The sequence below is a fragment of the Kitasatospora albolonga genome, assembly GCA_002082585.1.
GTDB lineage: Bacteria > Actinomycetota > Actinomycetes > Streptomycetales > Streptomycetaceae > Streptomyces > Streptomyces stephensoniae.
The window spans coordinates 7,670,417-7,688,084 of the sequence record CP020563.1 but is presented as its reverse complement, the minus strand read 5'-3'; the positions used below and the strand labels follow the sequence as shown (position 1 = coordinate 7,688,084).

General features: G+C 73.4%; 14 protein-coding genes. 11 read left to right on the top strand and 3 right to left on the bottom strand.

The features are described from left to right. Nucleotide 1: 1 nt before the first annotated feature. From B7C62_33370 to B7C62_33335, 8 genes are all read left to right on the top strand, one after another. Nucleotides 2-1,861, top strand: coding sequence for an asparagine synthase (glutamine-hydrolyzing) (locus B7C62_33370; GenBank protein ID ARF76632.1), 1,860 nt, complete (start codon nt 2-4; stop codon nt 1,859-1,861). 53 nt (nt 1,862-1,914) lie between these two features. Next, entirely contained in the window at nt 1,915-3,729 is a 1,815-nt protein-coding gene (locus B7C62_33365; GenBank protein ARF76631.1) for a hypothetical protein, read from the top strand. A gap of 1 nt (nt 3,730) precedes the next feature. Further along, entirely contained in the window at nt 3,731-6,394 is a 2,664-nt protein-coding gene (locus B7C62_33360; GenBank protein ARF76630.1) for a hypothetical protein, read from the top strand. Further along, nucleotides 6,391-7,140 carry an aspartate racemase gene (locus tag B7C62_33355; GenBank protein ARF76629.1) on the top strand — a complete coding sequence of 250 codons (750 nt, stop codon included), beginning with the start codon at nt 6,391-6,393 and terminating at the stop codon, nt 7,138-7,140. Before B7C62_33360 ends, B7C62_33355 begins: the two co-directional genes overlap by 4 nt. Continuing rightward, nucleotides 7,137-8,291, top strand: coding sequence for an acyl-CoA dehydrogenase (locus B7C62_33350; protein ID ARF76628.1), 1,155 nt, complete (start codon nt 7,137-7,139; stop codon nt 8,289-8,291). The genes B7C62_33355 and B7C62_33350 overlap by 4 nt, the downstream gene beginning before the upstream one ends. Before the next feature lie 255 nt (nt 8,292-8,546). Beyond that, nucleotides 8,547-9,620 (top strand): peroxidase, encoded by a 1,074-nt coding sequence (locus tag B7C62_33345; GenBank protein ARF76627.1) that lies wholly within the window; start codon nt 8,547-8,549, stop codon nt 9,618-9,620. Further along, entirely contained in the window at nt 9,620-10,417 is a 798-nt protein-coding gene (locus B7C62_33340) for a bacteriocin (GenBank protein ID ARF76626.1), read from the top strand. Before B7C62_33345 ends, B7C62_33340 begins: the two co-directional genes overlap by 1 nt. 43 nt (nt 10,418-10,460) lie before the next feature. Then, nucleotides 10,461-11,837: a diaminopimelate decarboxylase gene (locus tag B7C62_33335; protein ARF76625.1), complete on the top strand. Its 1,377-nt coding sequence runs from the start codon at nt 10,461-10,463 to the stop codon at nt 11,835-11,837. Nucleotides 11,838-11,886: 49 nt separating this feature from the next. On the opposite strand, the gene B7C62_33330 is transcribed toward B7C62_33335, so the two are convergent. Continuing rightward, the gene (locus tag B7C62_33330) at nt 11,887-12,093 is read right to left on the bottom strand and encodes a hypothetical protein (protein ID ARF76624.1); all 207 of its coding nucleotides are present in this window, start codon (nt 12,091-12,093) and stop codon (nt 11,887-11,889) included. A gap of 183 nt (nt 12,094-12,276) precedes the next feature. Between B7C62_33330 and B7C62_33325 the strand changes: the two genes are divergently transcribed. Next, nucleotides 12,277-13,581 carry a hypothetical protein gene (locus B7C62_33325; GenBank protein ID ARF76623.1) on the top strand — a complete coding sequence of 435 codons (1,305 nt, stop codon included), beginning with the start codon at nt 12,277-12,279 and terminating at the stop codon, nt 13,579-13,581. Nucleotides 13,582-13,641: 60 nt separating this feature from the next. Here B7C62_33325 and B7C62_33320 read toward each other — a convergent pair whose 3' ends face one another. Next, nucleotides 13,642-13,995 carry a GNAT family N-acetyltransferase gene (locus tag B7C62_33320; GenBank protein ID ARF76622.1) on the bottom strand — a complete coding sequence of 118 codons (354 nt, stop codon included), beginning with the start codon at nt 13,993-13,995 and terminating at the stop codon, nt 13,642-13,644. A gap of 53 nt (nt 13,996-14,048) precedes the next feature. Continuing rightward, complete coding sequence (locus B7C62_33315) at nt 14,049-14,474, bottom strand: aspartate 1-decarboxylase (GenBank protein ARF76621.1); 426 nt, start codon at nt 14,472-14,474, stop codon at nt 14,049-14,051. 162 nt (nt 14,475-14,636) lie between these two features. Here B7C62_33315 and B7C62_33310 point away from each other — a divergent pair, with 162 nt between their 5' ends. Beyond that, nucleotides 14,637-16,604: a cell wall assembly protein gene (locus B7C62_33310; GenBank protein ARF77494.1), complete on the top strand. Its 1,968-nt coding sequence runs from the start codon at nt 14,637-14,639 to the stop codon at nt 16,602-16,604. 185 nt (nt 16,605-16,789) lie between these two features. Further along, nucleotides 16,790-17,650 (top strand): hypothetical protein, encoded by an 861-nt coding sequence (locus tag B7C62_33305; protein ARF76620.1) that lies wholly within the window; start codon nt 16,790-16,792, stop codon nt 17,648-17,650. Nucleotides 17,651-17,668: the final 18 nt, after the last annotated feature.

The following is a 17,668-nucleotide window of genomic DNA, read 5'->3' as shown; positions in this document are numbered from 1 at the left end:
GATGTGCGGAATCGCCGGGTCGATGGCCCTGGGGAACGGACCGGCCACGGACGCCGCGGTGCTCGACCGTATGACGGCGGCCCTGGTGCACCGGGGCCCCGACGCGGCGGGCAGCGTGATCCGCGACGGTGCGGCGCTGGGTTTCCGCAGGCTGAGCATCGTCGACCTCGACGGCGGCGCGCAGCCGATGTACAGCGAGGACGGCGATGTCGCCATGGTGTGCAACGGGGAGATCTTCAACCACCGGGAACTGCGCGCCGAACTGGAGTCGCGCGGACACCGTTTCCGTACGTCCTGCGATGTGGAAGTGCTGGTCCACCTCTACGAGGACGAGGGGGCGGGGCTGCTGGACCGGGTCAACGGACAGTTCGCCCTCGCCATCCACGACCGGGGGGCGCGTCGGCTCCTGCTCGCCCGCGACCATGCCGGGATCGCCCCGCTCTACTACGCGGACACCGGCCGGCATCTCGTCTTCGGCTCGGAGATCAAGGCCCTGCTCCACCACCCCGGGGTGCCGAGAGAGGTGGATCTGACCGGGCTCGACCAGGTCCTCACCTTTCCCGGCCTGGTCAGCCCGCGCACGATGTTCCGGGGCGTCAGCAGCCTGCGGAACGGGTGCTGTCTGGTGGTGGACGAGGACGGCGTCCGGGAGAGCCGCTACTGGGACCTGGACTACCCCCGTACCGACGAACAGCACGAACCGGACCAGTACTACGCCGAACGCCTGCGGGAGTTGCTCGCCGACGCCGTGCACCGCCGGATGCAGGCCGATGTCGACGTGGGCTTCTACCTCAGCGGCGGGCTCGACTCGTCCCTGATCGGCGCGCTCGCGGCCAGGTCGGCGCCGCGTCCGCACTCCTTCTCGGTCACCTTCCCCGGGAGCCCGGTGGACGAGTCGCGGTACCAGCGCCTGGCGGCGGCGAAGATCGGCTCCCGGCACCACGAGGCGCCCTTCACCGAACGCGACCTCATGGACGGGCTGGAGCGCATGGTCGCGCACAGCGAGTGCCCCGTGAAGGAGACCTACAACACCTGCTCCATGGCGCTGTCCGCGCTCGCCCGCGCCCACGGCGTCAAGGCGGTCCTGAGCGGTGAGGGCGCCGACGAGCTGTTCGGCGGCTACCTCGGGTACCGGTTCGACGCGGGCGGACGCGGACGGGACCGTTCCGGGGACCCGCTGCTCGACGCCCTGGAGGAGGATCTGCGCGCCCGGCTCTGGGGCGACCGCGACCTGTTCTACGAGCGCCGCCACCACGCCTGGCGCGGCCGGGTCCGCGAGCTGTACGCGCCCGGACTCCGGTCGGCGCACCACGAGTTCGACTGTCTGGCGCACCCGGTGGTGGACAGGGCGCGGATCATCGGCAGGCCGCGGCTGCACCAGCGCTCCTACCTGGACTTCACCCTGCGGCTCTCCGACCATCTGCTGACCGACCACGGGGACCGGATGGCCCTCGCGCACTCGGTGGAGGCCCGGTACCCCTTCCTCGACCGCCGGGTGCTCGACTTCGCCCTCACCGTGCCCACCCGGCTCAAGGTCGGTCCCGGGGGCGAGAAGCTGATCGTCCGGCAGGCCGCCCAGGGGCTCGTACCGCCGGAGATCGCCCACCGGGAGAAGTACGGCTTCCGCGCCCCGGGCAGCCCCGGCCTGCTCCGGCAGAACACCGAGTGGGTCAACGACCTGCTGTCACCCGCGCGGATCGCCCGGCAGGGCTACTTCGACCCGGCCGTGGTGGAACACCTCAGAGCGCGCTACCTGGGCGACGGGTTCGACCTCCACCCGCACCTCGACGACGACCTCCTGCTCGTCGTCCTCACCTTCGGCATCCTCCTCGACACGTTCTCCCTTCCCGGGCACGTGTGACCCCCGGCCCCCTCCCCCGCCCCCGCCCCCTCCCCCGCAGACTAGGACCAGCCATGGCTTTCGAAGCGATCCCCTCGATCGTGGGGCGCACGATCGAGCTCTTCCCCGACCGCGTCGCGGTGGAGACCCCGGACTCCCGCCTCAGCTACGCCGAACTGGACGGCCTGGCCGACGGTGTCGCCGCCGCACTGCACCGGGCGGGCGCCGGGGCCGGTTCGGTCGTCGCGGTGCTCACCGACGACCGGGCGGAACTCGCCGCCGCGATGGTGGGCGTACTGCGTCTCGGTGCCGTCCTGGCACCGCTGGACCTGTCCGCGCCGCCCCTGCGGCTGGCGGCGGTGCTCGCGGACGCCCGGCCCACCCACGCCCTCGTCGGTGCCGACGGCGACCGCCGGGCTGACGGGCCGCTCGACGCCGCGCCGGACACCGTACGGGTCGGCCTCGGCGCCGCCAAGAGCGCCGCCCGGGACAGCTACCCGGCCCGCACCGCCGCGCCCGACGACCCCAGCCACCTGTTCCACACCTCCGGCTCCACCGGCCGCCCCAAGGGCATACTCGGGCGGCTCAGCAGCCTCGACCACTACATCCGCTGGCAGGCCGGACTGCTCGGCGCCGGTCCCGACTGGCGCGTGGGCCAGCTCGTCTCCCCCGGCTTCGACGCCGTACTGCGCGATGTCCTCCTCCCGCTGAGCGTGGGCGGCACCCTGTGCGCGCCCCCGGCCGGCATCCGCTCCGACCCGTCCGCGCTGGCACGGTGGATCGACCGGGAGCGGATCACGCTGATCCACTGCGTGCCCTCCGTCTTCCGGCCGCTGCTCACGGCCGCCGTCACCGGCGGGCTCGGCTTCGCGTCGCTGCGGTGCGTGGCGCTCTCCGGCGAGCGGCTGCCCCCGGCGGACGCCGCCCGCTGGTTCGACCGCTTCGGGGACCGCGTCACCCTGCTCAACCTGTACGGACCCACGGAGGCGACGATGACGAAGACCTTCCACGTCGTCACCCGGTCCGACACCGACCGTGCCTCGGTCCCCGTCGGACGCCCCCTGCCGGAGACCGAGGTGCTGCTCCTCGACGAGGGCGGCGCCCCGGTCCCCGACGGCCACGTCGGGGAGATCCACCTGCGGACCCCGCACCTCGCCCTCAGGTACCACCGGCAGCCGGAGGCCACGGCACGCGCCTTCGTACCCGACCGGCTGCGGGAGGGCGCGGACGGACTCCTGTACCGCACCGGGGACTTCGGGCGGCTCCTGCCCGACGGGGCCCTGGAGTTCCTGGGGCGCAGGGACCACCAGGTGAAGGTCGGCGGGGTCCGCGTGGAGCTGGAGGAGGTGGAGAGCGCCCTGCGCGAGTGCCCCGGTGTCACCGAGGCCGCGGTGGTGCTCGGCGAGCCGGGGGACGGCCCGCCCCTGCTGCACGCGTTCGTCGAGCCCGCCGTGGGCGTCGACACCGACGCCGTACGCGCCCGTCTGGCCGAGCGGCTCCCGGCGGCGGCCGTCCCGGTGGGGATCGTGGCCACGGACGGCATCCCCCGCACCATCAGCGGCAAGATCGACCGGGCGGCGCTCCGGCCGCCCGCCCCGGCGGCGGCACCGGACGAGCACACCGTCGGCCCGCGCAACGCCACCGAGCGGGCCGTCGCCGACATCTGGTCCGCGGTCCTCCCGGCCCCCGCCGTCGATGTGCGCCGCACCTTCCAGCAGTCGGGCGGTGGTTCCCTCGCCGTCATCAGCGTGCTCTCCCGCATCGAGGAGGAGTTCGGCGTCTCACTCCCGCTCCTGACGTTCCTGCGCAACCCGACCATCGAGGCGCTGGCCGGCGTCGTCGAGGAAGCACTGCTCGACACCGCATCCGACGACCTGCTGAAGGACTGACATGGGCTCCGACACACGCGACAGCGCCCTCGACGCCGACCGGGCCCGCCTGGTCACGCGGCAGGTGGAGGAAGCCGTACGCCAGCAGCCGCACGCCACCGACTGCGCGGTGGTGCTCCACGGCGCCGAGGACCCGGACGGCCCGGCCCCGGCGGAGCTCCGCTGCGTGAACTGCGGCATCGGCGACGCGTTCCCCGGGCTGGCCTTCGACACCGGGGGCGTCTGCTCGCTGTGCGCCCGTCTCGACGCCCACCGGGAGGAGATACAGGTGTACTTCCGGCAGCCGGAGGAGCTGGCTCCCCGGCTGCGCGGGGCGGCCCGGGCCCGCGGGTCGGACATCGACTGCCTGCTGCTGTTCAGCGGCGGCAAGGACAGCACCTATGTGCTGTACCGGCTGGTGGAACTGGGGCTGCGGGTGATGACCTTCACCTTCGACAACGGCTTCATCTCCCGCACGGCCCTGCGCAACGTCGAGGACGTCACGTCGGAGCTGGGCATCGAGCACGTCACCGCCACCCGGGCCGACCAGCGCACGGTGTTCCTCCGCTCGCTCCAGGAGCACAAGAGCGTCTGCAACGGCTGCTTCCGCTCCCTGCTCGACCTGAGCACGACGCTGGCGCACGAGCGCGGCATCCCGAGCATCGTCACCGGTCTCTCCCGGGGCCAGATCATGGACGAGCGGCTGTCCTGGTTCCATGAGCACGGCGTCTACGACGTGGCGGAGATCGAGGAGAAGTTACGGGTCGGCCGCCGCGTCTACCACCAGGCGTCCGGTGACCTCGGCGCCGCCGTGGACTCCGTGGACGTCGTGGACTTCTTCCGCTACTCGGAGGTGACCAAGGAGGGCATCCGCGCCTATCTGCGGCAGCGCTCGTCCCTGTGGGCGCAGCCGACCGACACCGGTTTCTGCAGCTCCAACTGCATGATCAACGACGTGGGCGTCTATGTGCACGCCGCCGAGCGGGGCTACCACAACTACGAGGCGCCCACGCGGTGGGAGGTCAGGCTCGGGCATCTCGACCGGGCCGAGGCGGACGAGGAGTTACGGGTTCCGGTGGACACCGAGCGGGTCAGGCGGATGCTCGCCAGGATCGGCTACCCGGACCCGGCCGACCTGCGCAGGCTCGGCGCCCGTATGACGGCCTACTACGTCCCCGCACCCGGCACGGCCGCACAGGAGCTGCCCGGGGCCGTCGCCGGGGTGCTCCCGGAATCCCTGCTGCCCGCGACCTGGGTCCCGGTGCCCCGTATCCCGCGCACCGCGGGCCGGGTGGACCGGCGCGCGCTGCTCGCCCTGCGCACCGTCGGGCCGTCGGCGTCCCGCGCGCCCGAGGCGGGTGGGGTGCCACCGGCCGACGGCCCGCTGCTCGCCGTCCAGCAGCGCCTTCTCCGGCAGCACACCGAGGAGTTGAAGGGCCACGCCCGCGCCCTGCCGCTGGTGGCACCCGGCGTCCTCGACCCCGCCGCCGTCCGCAGAGCGGTGCTGCGGCTGCTCCAGCACCACGACGCGCTGCGCCTCCGCTTCGCGGAGAGCGAGGGCCGGTGGTCCCAGCGCAGGGGCGGAATCGCCGGTGCCGTCCCGGTCGGCGTGCTGGACCTCACCGGCCGGGACCCGGCGGACGAAGCGCGGCTGCTGGGGAAGGCCGTGGACCGGATGCGCGCCGGTACGGACCCCGTCGGCGGACGCCCCTTGCGGATCGCCGTGCTCGACCGCCGCCCCCGGCCCTCGGGCCTGCTGGTCGTGGTGCACGGACTGGTCGCCGACACCCGGTCCTGGAGAGTGCTGCTGGAGGACCTGTCCGAGGCGGTACGGCAGCTCCAGGCGGGCGAAGCGGTCGCCCTGCCCCCTGCCGGGTCCTTCCTGGACCGGCTCCCCCCGCACGATCCGGCCCCGGCCTCCGCCTCTCAGGAAGCGGCGGCCACCAGTCCCGGAGAGCCGCGCACCAGCCGCGAACCGCTGGGCGAGCCCCTCCGGGTGCACTGCGACGCCACGGTCCCGGCCCGGGCCGCCGCGACGGCGATCCAGCGGGAACTGACCCGCCTGTTCGACGGGGCGGGGCAGCCGCTGGAACTGCTGGACCACACCGCCCGAAGCGGCGAGGACCGGACGGTGGGCCCGCTCACCGCGCCGGAGACGGTACGGGGCGGCTCGGGGGCCGGGGCGGCGGGCCCGGAGCCCGTAACGACCGGTCCGGAGCCCGTACCGACGGACCGGGAGACCGGGGCGGCGGGCTCGGGGCCCGTAACGACCGATCCGGAGCCCGTACCGACGGACCGGGAGACCGCACCCACCGCCCCGGAGACCACACCGGCCGGCTCGGAAACCGCACCAACCGCCCCGGAGCCCGTACCGCCACCGCCGCCCGCAGCCCATGACCGGCGGTCGCACCCCCCGCACCGCTACGAGCACTTCGGTGACCTCTCCGCCGAGTTGCTGGCGCCCGGGACGCTGTGGGCCCTCGCGCCGGGGGCCGAGGACACCTTCACCCGGCCCCTCGGCGGCCTGCCCGAGGGGGTCGTCGTCACCGGCAGCGTCCGTGGCGGACGGCTGGTGCTCGACTGGTGGGCCGCGGAGCCGCTGCGTACCGGGCTGCGGGCGGCGGGCGTCCCGGAGCGGGTCGCCGCGCGGCTGGCGGCGGGGCGGACCCAGGGCGACGGGGCATGACCGGCCGCCCCCTGTCACTCGGCGTCCTCGGTGGCATGGGGCCCGCCGCGACGGCGGAGTTCCTGCGGCTCCTGGCGGCCCGCGCCCCGGCCGCCACCGACCAGGAGCACCCCAGAATCCTGCTGCTCTCCGACCCGTCGATACCCGACCGGACGGAGGCCCTGCTCAGCGGTGACGACGCTCCCCTGGCCCTGCTCCACGACGGCCTCCTGACCCTGGCCGGGTGGGGCGCCGAAGTCCTGGCCGTCCCCTGCAACACGGCCCACGTATGGCTCGACCGGATACGTGCGGAGCTGCCCGTCCCCCTGGTGCACATCGTCGAGGCGACCCTGCGCGCGACCGGTGCGGCCAGCCCGGGCGGGGCCTGGCTCGCGGCCACCACCGGAACCGTGGCCAGCGGCATCTACCAGCGCTGCGCGCGGGCCGGCGGCTACCGGCTGGCCGTACCGGACGACGCGCTGCAACGGCGCATCCACGCGGCGGCGACGCTGGTGAAGGCGAACCGCGTACCGGAGGCCGCGGAGGCGTTCCGTTCCGCCGTGCTCGAACTGCGCCGCCGCGAACGCATTCCGGTCGTCACTGCCTGCACCGAACTGCCGATCGCCTACGCGGCGGCCGGACTGCCCCCCGACAACGAGGTGTCCAGTGTGGCGGCGCTGGCGACCGCCTGCGCGGAAGCCCTGTACCGGCCCGGTGGCCCGGCCGGCTGCATGGCCGCCACCGGCTCCCTGAAAGGAGCACCATGATCGACCTCCGGCTGACGGACGAGCAGGAACTGCTGCGGAAGACCGTCCGGGCCTTCGCCCGCGACGAGGTGGCACCCGTCATCGGTGAACTCTACGAGCGGGGCGACTTCCCCTACCGGCTCGTCGCGTCCCTGGGCCGGATGGGCCTGTTCGGGCTCATTCTCGACGAGGAGCACGGTGGCGCGGGAGGCGACTTCCTGAGCCTGTGCCTGGCGCTGGAGGAACTCGCGCGGGTCGACTCCTCGGTCGCCGTCGCACTCTCCGCGGGCGTCTCCCTGGGCGCCCTGCCCCTTCACCGGTTCGGTTCGCCGGAGCAGAAGCGCCGCTGGCTGCCGCCCCTGTCCACGGGCGGGGCGCTCGCGGCACTCGGGCTGACCGAGCCGAGCGGGGGCACCGACGCCGGGGCGCTCCGCACCACCGCCGTCCTCGACGGCGACACCTGGGTACTGAACGGCGAGAAGTGCTTCATCACCAACGCGGGCACCGACATCACCAGCCTGGTGACGGTCACCGCCGTCACGGGCACCCTGCCGGACGGCGGCAGGGAGATCTCCACGATCGTGGTGCCCTCCGGCACCCCCGGTTTCACGGTGTCGCCGCCCTACTCCAAGGTGGGGTGGTGCGCGTCCGACACCCGCGCGCTGTCCTTCGCCGACTGCCGGGTGCCCGCGGAGAACCTGCTCGGCACCCGCGGCCTCGGCCTCGCCCAGTCGATGGCCGTGCTCGACGAGAGCCGGATCGCCATCGCCGCCGTGGGGACGGGGCTCGCGCAGGGCTGTGTCGACGAGTGCGTACGCCACGCCCGGCAGCGGGAGACGTTCGGCCGCCCGCTCGCCGCCCACCAGTCGGTACGGTTCGGAATCGCCGACATGGAGGTGCGCGCCCACACCGCCCGGCTGGCCTGGTACACCGCCGCGGCGGCGCTGGACCGTGGCGCGGGGTTCTCGAAGGAGGCGGCCATGGCGAAGCTGGTCTCCTCGCGGGCCGCCATGGAGAACGCCCGGGAGGCCACCCAGGTGTTCGGCGGCTACGGGCTGATGAACGACTACCCGGTGGCCCGCTTCTACCGGGACGCCAAAGTGCTCGAGGTCGGCGAAGGCACCACCGAGGTACAGCAGATGGTCATCGCCCACCACCTCGGGCTGGGGTGAGGGCGCGCGAGCAGAGTCGAGGGCTCCGGCCCCGGGGCCGGAGCAGACACCTGAGGCGTACGCACACACGCGCACCCGGACGGCACCGCCCCCGCCGCCCCTCCCCCGCCCGGTCCACCCCGGATGCGGCCGCCGACGGGACATGGCTTAGTGGTCGGCGAGCCCTGTTCACCCGATGCGGGCAGCGGGCCCTGCCGCATCACCATGAACGGCGGGCCCTGTCCACCCGATCGCCCCGATGCCTGGAGTGCGCGCATGCCCGACGCCGTCCCCGACCCCGTCTCGGTCCAGCCCGTCGTGGCTCCGCTGACGAACGCGGCGCTCTTCCTCGTCGGCACGATCGAGCCGGGCGGGGAGGAAGCCGTACGGGAGGTGCTGCCGGATCTGGCGGCCGTGGCCCGTTCTCTCGGTTTCCGCTACCCGGACGCCGGTCTGGCCTGTGTGACGGGGTTCGGCTCCACCGCCTGGGACCGGCTGTTCGGCGGGCCGCGCCCCGCCCGCCTCCACCCGTTCCCGGAGCTGCGCGGCCCGCTCCACCACGCCCCGGCGACCCCGGGCGACGTGCTGCTGCACATCCGGGCCGAGCGGATGGACGTCTGCTTCGCGTGGGCGGCGCAGCTGCTCGACAAGCTCGGCGGGGCGCTGCGGATCGTGGACGAGACACACGGCTTCCGCTATCTCGACCACCGGGACCTGCTCGGTTTCGTGGACGGTACGGAGAACCCGGTGGGCGACGACGCCCGTGCGGCCGCGCTCGTCGGGGCGGACGACGACCCGGAGTTCGAGGGCGGCAGCTATGTCGTCGTACAGAAGTACCTGCACGACCTGACCTCGTGGAACGCGCTCTCCGTGGAGGAGCAGGAGCGGGTCATCGGCCGCACCAAGCTCGACGACGTGGAGTTCCCGGACGAGGAGAAGCCCGCCGACTCCCACCTCGCGCTCAACACGATCACCGACCCGGACGGCACCGAACGCGACATCCTGCGGGCGAACATGCCGTTCGGGAACTTCGGGCAGGGCGAGTTCGGCACGTACTTCATCGGGTACGCGGCCGACCCCGACGTCACCGAGCGCATGCTCCGCAATATGTTCCTCGGCGATCCGCCCGGCACGCACGACCGCATCCTCGACTTCTCCACGGCGGTCACCGGGGGCCTCTTCTTCGCGCCCCGCGCCGACTTCCTCGACGCCCCACCGCCCCCGCCCGCCCGCGCCCGCCCGGGTGACCGGCCGGAACCGGTGCCCGTACCGGTCCGGCAGAAGCCCCTCGCGACCGGATCGGACCACGGTTCGCTGCGCATCGGCAGCCTGCAAGAAAGCGCCCAGTGATGAACAATCTGCACCGCGAACTCGCACCGGTCACCCCCGCCGCCTGGGACGAGATCGAGGAGGAGGCCCGGCGTACGTTCCGCCGCCATGTGGCCGGCCGCCGTGTCGTCGACGTCTCCGATCCGGACGGCCCGACGCTGGCAGCGGTCGGTGACGGCCATCTGCGCGACATCGACCCGCCCGCTCCGGACGTCCTGGCCCGGGCCCGTACGTCGATGCCGGTCATCGAGTGGCGGGTGCCGTTCACCGTGACCCGGCAGGCCGTGGACGACGTGGAGCGTGGCTCCGCCGACAGCGACTGGCAGCCCGTCAAGGACGCGGCGCGCACCTGTGCGTTCGCGGAGGACATGGCGATCATCGACGGGTACGCGGCGGCCGGGATCACCGGTCTGCGGGACGGCTCCTCGCACGACCCGCTGCCGCTGCCCGCCGACGCGCGGGACTACCCGGTGGCGGTGAGCCAGGCGGTGACGCGGCTGCGGCTGGCCGGGGTCGACGGACCGTACCGGCTGCTGCTCGGCGCGGACGCGTTCACCGAGGCCGCCGAGACGTCCGACCACGGGTATCCGGTGAAGACGCATCTGAGCCGTATCGTGGACGACGAGATCCTGTGGGCGCCCGCCGTGAGGGGCGGGGTGCTGCTCTCCACCCGGGGCGGCGACTTCGAACTCTGCCTGGGCCAGGATCTGTCGATCGGGTACGCGGACCACGACGCCACCAGCGTCCACCTCTACTTCCAGCAGGCGTTCACCTTCCGGATGCTGACACCGGAGGCGGTGGTCGGGCTCATCGCCTGAGCGGCGGCCGCTCGAACGCCATCCGCCGAAGAGCCGAAGACCTGTGGGGGCAGCCATCACCGACTCCGGCCGTACGACACCGTCGACTTCCATCGCCCCTCGACGCCCCGCCGTCCGTTTCGACGCCGCCGTCCGGGCGGCCGTCCGGCAGGGGCTGCTGGGCGAGTCCCGCCCGGTGGCCGGATTCGTCGACACCGACGGGGTCCGCTCCTCCGTCGCCGCGCTGCGGGAGGCGTTCGCCCACAGCCCCGGCGTCCTGCACACCTTCGCGGCCAAGGCGTCCTCGCTCGTCCCGGTCCTGCGGCTGCTCGCCGACTGCGGGATGGGATGCGAGGTGGCGAGCCCGGGTGAGCTGCGGCTCGCGGTCGAGGCCGGGTTCGCGCCGGGGACGATCGTCCTGGACTCCCCCGCCAAGACCCGCGAGGAGATCCGGCTGGCGCTCGCGCTCGGGGTGGCGGTCAACGCCGACAGCACCGACGAGCTGCTCCGCATCGACGCCTTACGGAACCGGGACTCCCCCTCCGTCCTCGGGCTGCGGGTCAATCCCCAGGTGGGCGGTGGCGCGATCGGCCCGATGAGCACGGCGACGGACACCTCGAAGTTCGGGGTGGCGCTGCGCGACCCGGGGGCCCGCGAGGCGGTCGTACGGGCCTTCGCCGCCCGCCCCTGGCTCACCCGTCTGCACGCCCATGTCGGCTCCCAGGGCTGCCCGTTGGAGCTGATCGCGGCAGGCGTGGCGCGGACGTACGAACTGGCCGAGGAGATCAACGAACACCTCGGCACCCGGCAGATCACCAGCCTGGACATCGGCGGCGGGCTCCCGGTCAACTTCACGGACGACACCACGCACCCCACGTACGCGGCATACGTGAACGCGCTCACGGCCGCCGCCCCCGGGCTGTTCTCCGGGCGGTACACGCTGGTCACCGAGTTCGGCCGGTCGCTGCTGGCGAAGAACGGCTTCATCGGGGCGCGGGTGGAGTACACGAAGGACGCGGGCGGGCGCCGGATCGCGCTCACCCACGCGGGGGCGCAGACCGCCACCCGTACGGTCTTCATGCCCGGCTCCTGGCCGCTGCGGATCGGCGCGTTCGCGGCGGACGGCACCCCGAAGGACGGCCCACCCCTGGCGCAGGACATCGCGGGCCCGTGCTGCTTCGCGGGCGATGTGGTGGCGCACGGCCGGAAGCTGCCGGAGCTGGCCGAGGGCGACTTCGTGGTGCTGTACGACACGGGGGCGTACTACTTCTCCACTCCGTGGGCGTACAACAGCCTGCCGCGCCCGGCGGTGTACGGCTTCCGCTCGTCGGCGCCGGAGGGCGAGATGGTGTTCGCGACGGTACGGGAGGCGCAGACGCTGGACGCGATCGCCGCGGAGAGCGGTCTGGCGTACGCGGACGCGCTGACGGTGCTGGGCTGAGCGGGGTCTCCGTACGTATGGAGACCCCGCTCCACCTGCCCTGACTCCTCTACGACCCGGCGGGCTCGGGCTGCGGCTCCGGGTCCGGTACGGGGTCGGGGCCGGGCGGCTGCGGAACCGGGTCCGGGGACGGGCCGGGAGGCACCGGGGCGGGGCCCGGCGGCACGGGCGGCGGGCTCGGCACGGGGGTGGGCGGTCCCGGCACGGGCGGAGGCGTCGGCGACGGCGGTACGGGGTCGGGGTACGGGTGGGTCATTACGATCCTCCACAACGACAGGAAACGGACAGATGGAGCTTTCCTCCACCGTCTCCCGGTGCGGCTGCCCGCGCCTGCCGAGTCCACACGTACGGACCGCGGCCCACCCCACCCGTCACCCGCCGGACTGACCCCGCACCCGAACCCACCACCCCGCCTCCCGCCCGGCGCTACGGTCACCCCGTGACCGACCAGCCGCCTCGCCCGACCGAGGCCCCCGTACCCGTCCCCGGCTCCACGGCGGCCGAGCCGGTGAACGCCTCGGCGCTCATCCGCAACGACGCCGGGCAGTACCTGATGCACCTGCGCGACCACCTCCCGGGCCGGATCTGGGAGCCGGGCGCCTGGTCGCTCCTGGGCGGCGGCCGGGAACCGCAGGACCGGTCGCTGGAGGAGACCGTCCGGCGGGAGTTACGGGAGGAGGCGGGCCTCGACCTGCCCGTGCTGGAGCCGTACGCCGTCGAGACCGCGACCGGCATGGACGGTACGCCGGTTCCGGTGGCCGTCTACTCCGGCCGGTGGAACGGGGACCCCGCGCGGCTCACGCTGACGGAGGGGGTGATGCTGCACTGGTTCGCCCCGGAGGTCCTCCCCCGCCTCCGGCTGAGCCGCTCGACGCTCGACCTGATGCTGCGCCACGCGGCGGACGTACGGGGCGCCTCCGGCACCCGCCCGGCGGCAAACTCCACAGCGGCCCCGGCGACCCCGGAGGCGCCGCCTCCCCTCCCGAGCGTGCTCGCCGTCCACGCGCACCCGGACGACGAGTCCCTCTTCTCGGGCGGCGTCCTCGCCCAGCACGCGGCGGCCGGCGCACGGACGGCGGTGGTCACCGCGACCTGGGCGGAAGAGACCCACCGGGTCGCCGAGCTGGCGCGGGCGCTGGAGATCCTCGGCGCGGGTCCGCCCCGGCCGCTCGGCTACGCGGACGCCAAGGTTCCGGAGTCGGCGCCCGGCCGCCCCCGGTTCCTCGACGCGCCGCTGGACGAGGCCGTGGGCGCCGTGGTGGCCCACATCCGCGCCGTCCGGCCGCAGGTGGTGATCGCCCCGGACCCCTACGGCGGCATGACGGGCCACCCCGACCACGTACACGCCCACCGGGTCACCGCCCTGGCCGTCCGCGCCTCGGGCCTCGCCCGGCTCTACCCCGAGGCCGGTGAGCCCTGGCAGCCGAGCGCCCTCTACCTGGCCACCCACCCGCGCTCGGCCGCCGAGGCGGTGGGCGGACGCATGGGCCGACGGGGCACGCCCGTGGAGGCGCTCTACGTCTCCGATGACGCGTGGATCACCACGACGGTCGACGTCGCCCCCTGGCTGCCCCGGAAGCTGGCGGCGATCCTGGCCCACCGCAGCGAGGTGGTACGGGGCGCCGCGCCCGGCCGGATCGCCGCGCTGTCACCGGACGACCAGCACCGGGCGCTGAGCACCGAGTGGTACATCCGCCAGGAGCTGGCCTCCCGGGGCGCGGCGGACACCGCGCTGAGGACCTGAGGCTGAGGGCCTGAGACGGGCGGGCCTGTGGGCGGGTCTGTGGGCGGCCCCATACCCGCCTCAGAACAGCTCGGGGTGGTCCTTGAGCTGCCGTTCCGCCTCCCGTACAAGTTCCTCCGGAGCCGCGGGCGCCTCGTCCGGATGGCGCTGCGCCCACCTGGCCGCGTACGGGCAGAGGGGCACGACGGGCACCCCCTCCTCGGCGGCGAGGGCGTAGAACTTCCGGACGAGCGCCCCGGCGATGCCCTTGCCCTCGTGCTCGGGCCGGACCACGGTGTGGACGGCCACGAGGGCGCCCTGGGCGGGCTCCATGACGAAGTACGCGATCGTCCCGGCGGCCTTCCCGCCCTCGTACGCCGTGAGCGTGCCGCGTTCCCGGTCGTCGCTGATCTCTGCTGCCGCGTTCTCCGCCATGGGCCTCTGCTCTCTCCTCGTTCCGTTGAGCCTTATCACCGGACCCCGCCGGTTCAGCCGTGCGCGGCGACCGCCTGCGGGCTCCGCTCCGTACGACTTCCGGGCACCGGCTCCGACGCGTCGCTGCCGAGTGCCACGATCCGGTTGTCCGTGTCGACGTGGACGACCTTCGGGGTGAGCGCGCGGGCCTCCGCGTCCTCCACCTGGGCGTAGCTGATCAGGATGACCAGGTCACCGGGGTGCACGAGGTGTGCGGCGGCGCCGTTGATCCCGATGACGCCGGAGCCTCGCTCGCCCTCGATGACGTACGTCTCCAGGCGGGCACCGTTGTCTATGTCGACGATATGGACCAGCTCGCCGGGCAGCAGGTCGGCGGCGTCCATCAGGTCGGCGTCGATCGTCACGGAACCGACGTAGTGCAGGTCGGCCTGGGTGACGGTGGCCCGGTGGATCTTGGACTTGAACATCGTGCGCAGCATGCGGACTCCTAGAGGGTTGGCTCCCTGCCTGATCGTGCAGGTCAAGGGCGCCTTTCACTTTACAACGGCACGGATTTCCCACGGGGTGCCCACCATGATCCCAGAGGTGGGGCGCCGTCGGCGGAGCGAGCACTGTCAGTGGTGGGTGACAGCATCGGACCCATGACGGAGACCATGGCTTTCGACTGGCGGTCCTTCCTTCTCAAGTGGAGCGGGGAGTGGGCGGATTCGCTGCCGGACGGCGAGGTACACGGCGAGGACGACGGGACCGCGCGGCGGACCCGGTGGCTGGGGTTCCCGCCCGCGTCCGAGGAGCGGATCGCCGCGATGGAGGAGCGCCTCGGCCGGCGGATGCCCCCGTCGTACCGGGAGTTCCTGAAGGTCAGCGACGGGTGGCGGCATGCGGGCGGGTTCGTGTGGCTGCTGGCGGGGACCCGGGACGCGCACCGGCACAACAACGAGTCCGGGCTCGCGGACATGTTCGAGGAGTATCTGGACGAGGACTCCGAGCCCGAGGAGTGGCGGGAGGCGGGCCTCTGGCAGCGCGGGCTTCAGCTCGCTGTCGCGTCCGACATCACCCATGTCCTCATGGACCCCGAGGATGTGGACGAGGACGGCGAGTGGGCCGTCTACACCTGGTCGAGCTGGCGGGCGGCGCCGCCTGAACGGCATGCGAACTTCCGCGAGTTTATGCGGGAGATGTTCCGGGAGTTCCACAGCCTGGGGGTGAGCCGGAGCGACGGGGGGCCGGAGTTCGCCAACGATACGACGCGCACACTGGACGCCTTGGTGGAGGCGGCCCGGCTGGAGGCGCTGGGCGGTGGCTGGGAGCAGGCGCTGAAGGCGCTGGACGAAGCCAAGGAGTACGGCAGGCCGCGGGCGGCCGGGCTCGGTGACCAGATACGCCGTCTGCTCGGACAGACCTCCATGGTCTATTTCGACGGCCTGGTGACGGACCCGCGCTACGCATCCGAGCTGCTGCCGCCGCTGGTCGCCGAGCACGCGGCGCACTCGTACCGGGACGATTCCACGCTGACCTTCCATCTGCGGGGCGCCGACGACAGCCTGGTGGCGCAGGCGTACGCGACGCTGGACCAGGTGCGGAACGGCACGTACCGGTACACGGCGGCCGGGCCGTTCGGGGAGGCGGTCGAACGGGCGCGGGAGCTGGCGTGGTGGGGCGACACCGACGGGGCGTGGCGGACGCTGATGGACGCCCTGCCCCGGTGGGAACCGCTGGGGCCGGACCACCTGGCGCCGCTGGGATGGGTGGCCGACCCCGTGCTCGGGCCGCTGCTGACCCCGAAGCGGGGCCACGAGCTGCTGTCCACTCCCAGGGGCGGACAGGCGGGTGAGGCACCGGCTCCGACGGAGGGGCTCGACCCGGACGGCCTGGTGTGGCTCGCCGACCCCGATCCGGGCCATAAGTTCACCTCCTACCGGTTCGTCCTGGTGGCGGGGGTGGAGCCGGAGGAACTGCACACACGCCTCACGGACGGGGACGGGAACGGGAACGGCGCCGCACTCTCCGCACCCATGACCTTCCACGAGGCGCGCCACAGGTCGTGGGAGGCCCGGACCGAGTCCTCGACCTACGACGACAGGGCTCTGATGGCGGTCGGCCGGGCCGGCACCGGCTGGAGCTTCGCCTTCGACGGCGACCCGGCCCCGTTCCATGAGCCCCGGCTCGTCTCCCCGGCCCCGGCCGCGTCCGTCGGCGCGGGCAGTCGCGCGGTGGTCGTGTGGGGCGGCCTGAGGTCGCGGCGCGGGGAGCCGTTCTTCCACCTCTCGGTGGCACGGGACGGTACCGAGGAGTACGCCTTCACCTACGCGGGCGGAGAGATCCGGAGGAGCGGCGGGGAGATACCCCGGGCCCTGGACCCGAGCCGGTTCTTCGGCGGCGGTGAGCACGGTGCCGACACGGAACGGTCCCTGCTGGCAGCGGTGGCCGAGGAGTTCGGTGTCCGGCTGCCGCGCCACGCCCTCGTGAACGGGCGGTTGCAGACGTTCACCACCCGCTCCTGGAGTCGGCCTCCCGAGGACGGTGAGACGTACGTGGTGACCCGCATGAGCTGGGAAGCCGCGAGCCCCGAGGGCGGCGATCGGACAGGGGACACGAACTCGGCATGATCCAGGGGGAGACGGCCCCGTGTGCACGCGGAAGGCAGCCGCGCGTGCACACGGAAGGCGACCCCGCGTGAACTTGCCCCATCGCCCTGCCGATCGGGGTCCGTCCTGCGACGATGGGTGTCCTCAGGAGCGTCACGGCGACGCTCGGCGGGCGCGGAGGCGGGGGCCGGATGTCAGTTCTCGGGGTGCACGGAATCGGTAATCGCAAGTACTTCACCCGGGCAGGCGACGACCTCGCGCTCGCGAACCGGGCCATCGGTGCCGACTGGCTGCGGTGGATCGGGCAGGGCGGGGCGAAGTACGCCCCGACCCGGCCGCCCCTGGAGGCGCTGCCCGTCGTCTACTACGCCGACTGCCTCGACCAGGACATTCCGATGGGCACGGCCGATGTGGAGAGCCTCGGTCCGCTGGGCCGCGAGCTGTTCGTCACCTGGGCCGAGGAGTTCGGCCGCGCGAGCCTCGGGGAGCAGTGGGCCGATCAGATCAGTCAGAACGGAGCCCACAAGTGGCTGGTGCGCAAGCCCGCCGAGGCGCTGGTGAAGCACTTCGGGGAGCAGGTCCGCGATCTGCTGGCGCGCGCCTCCGACTCCCTCGCCTGCTACTTCGATCCGCTGGACACAGGCCGGCGGGAGAAGGTGCGGCAGCGTGTGGCCGACGCGCTCCGGGAGCACCGGCCCCGGGTCGTCCTGGCCCACTCCCTCGGCAGCGTCGTGACGTACGAGACCCTGTGCGCGGACCCGGACCTGGGAGAGGGGATCGACCTCCTCGTGACGCTCGGGAGTCCGCTCGGTGTGCCCCGTGTCGTCTTCGACCGCCTCGATCCGGCGCCGGGCGTCAAGGGAATCAGGCCGCCGCGGGTGAAGCGATGGGTCAACATCGCCGATGTCGGCGATCCCGTGGCCCTGCCGCCGGGCCGTCTGGGCGAGAGGTTCGAGGGGCTGGACGAGGACATCACCGTATCGCTCAACGTCCTCAACCCCCATGGGGTGAAGAACTACCTGATGTGCCGTGAGCTGGCCGATGTCCTCGGGAGGCACCTGGGCTGAGAGGCCCCGGGAGCCTCC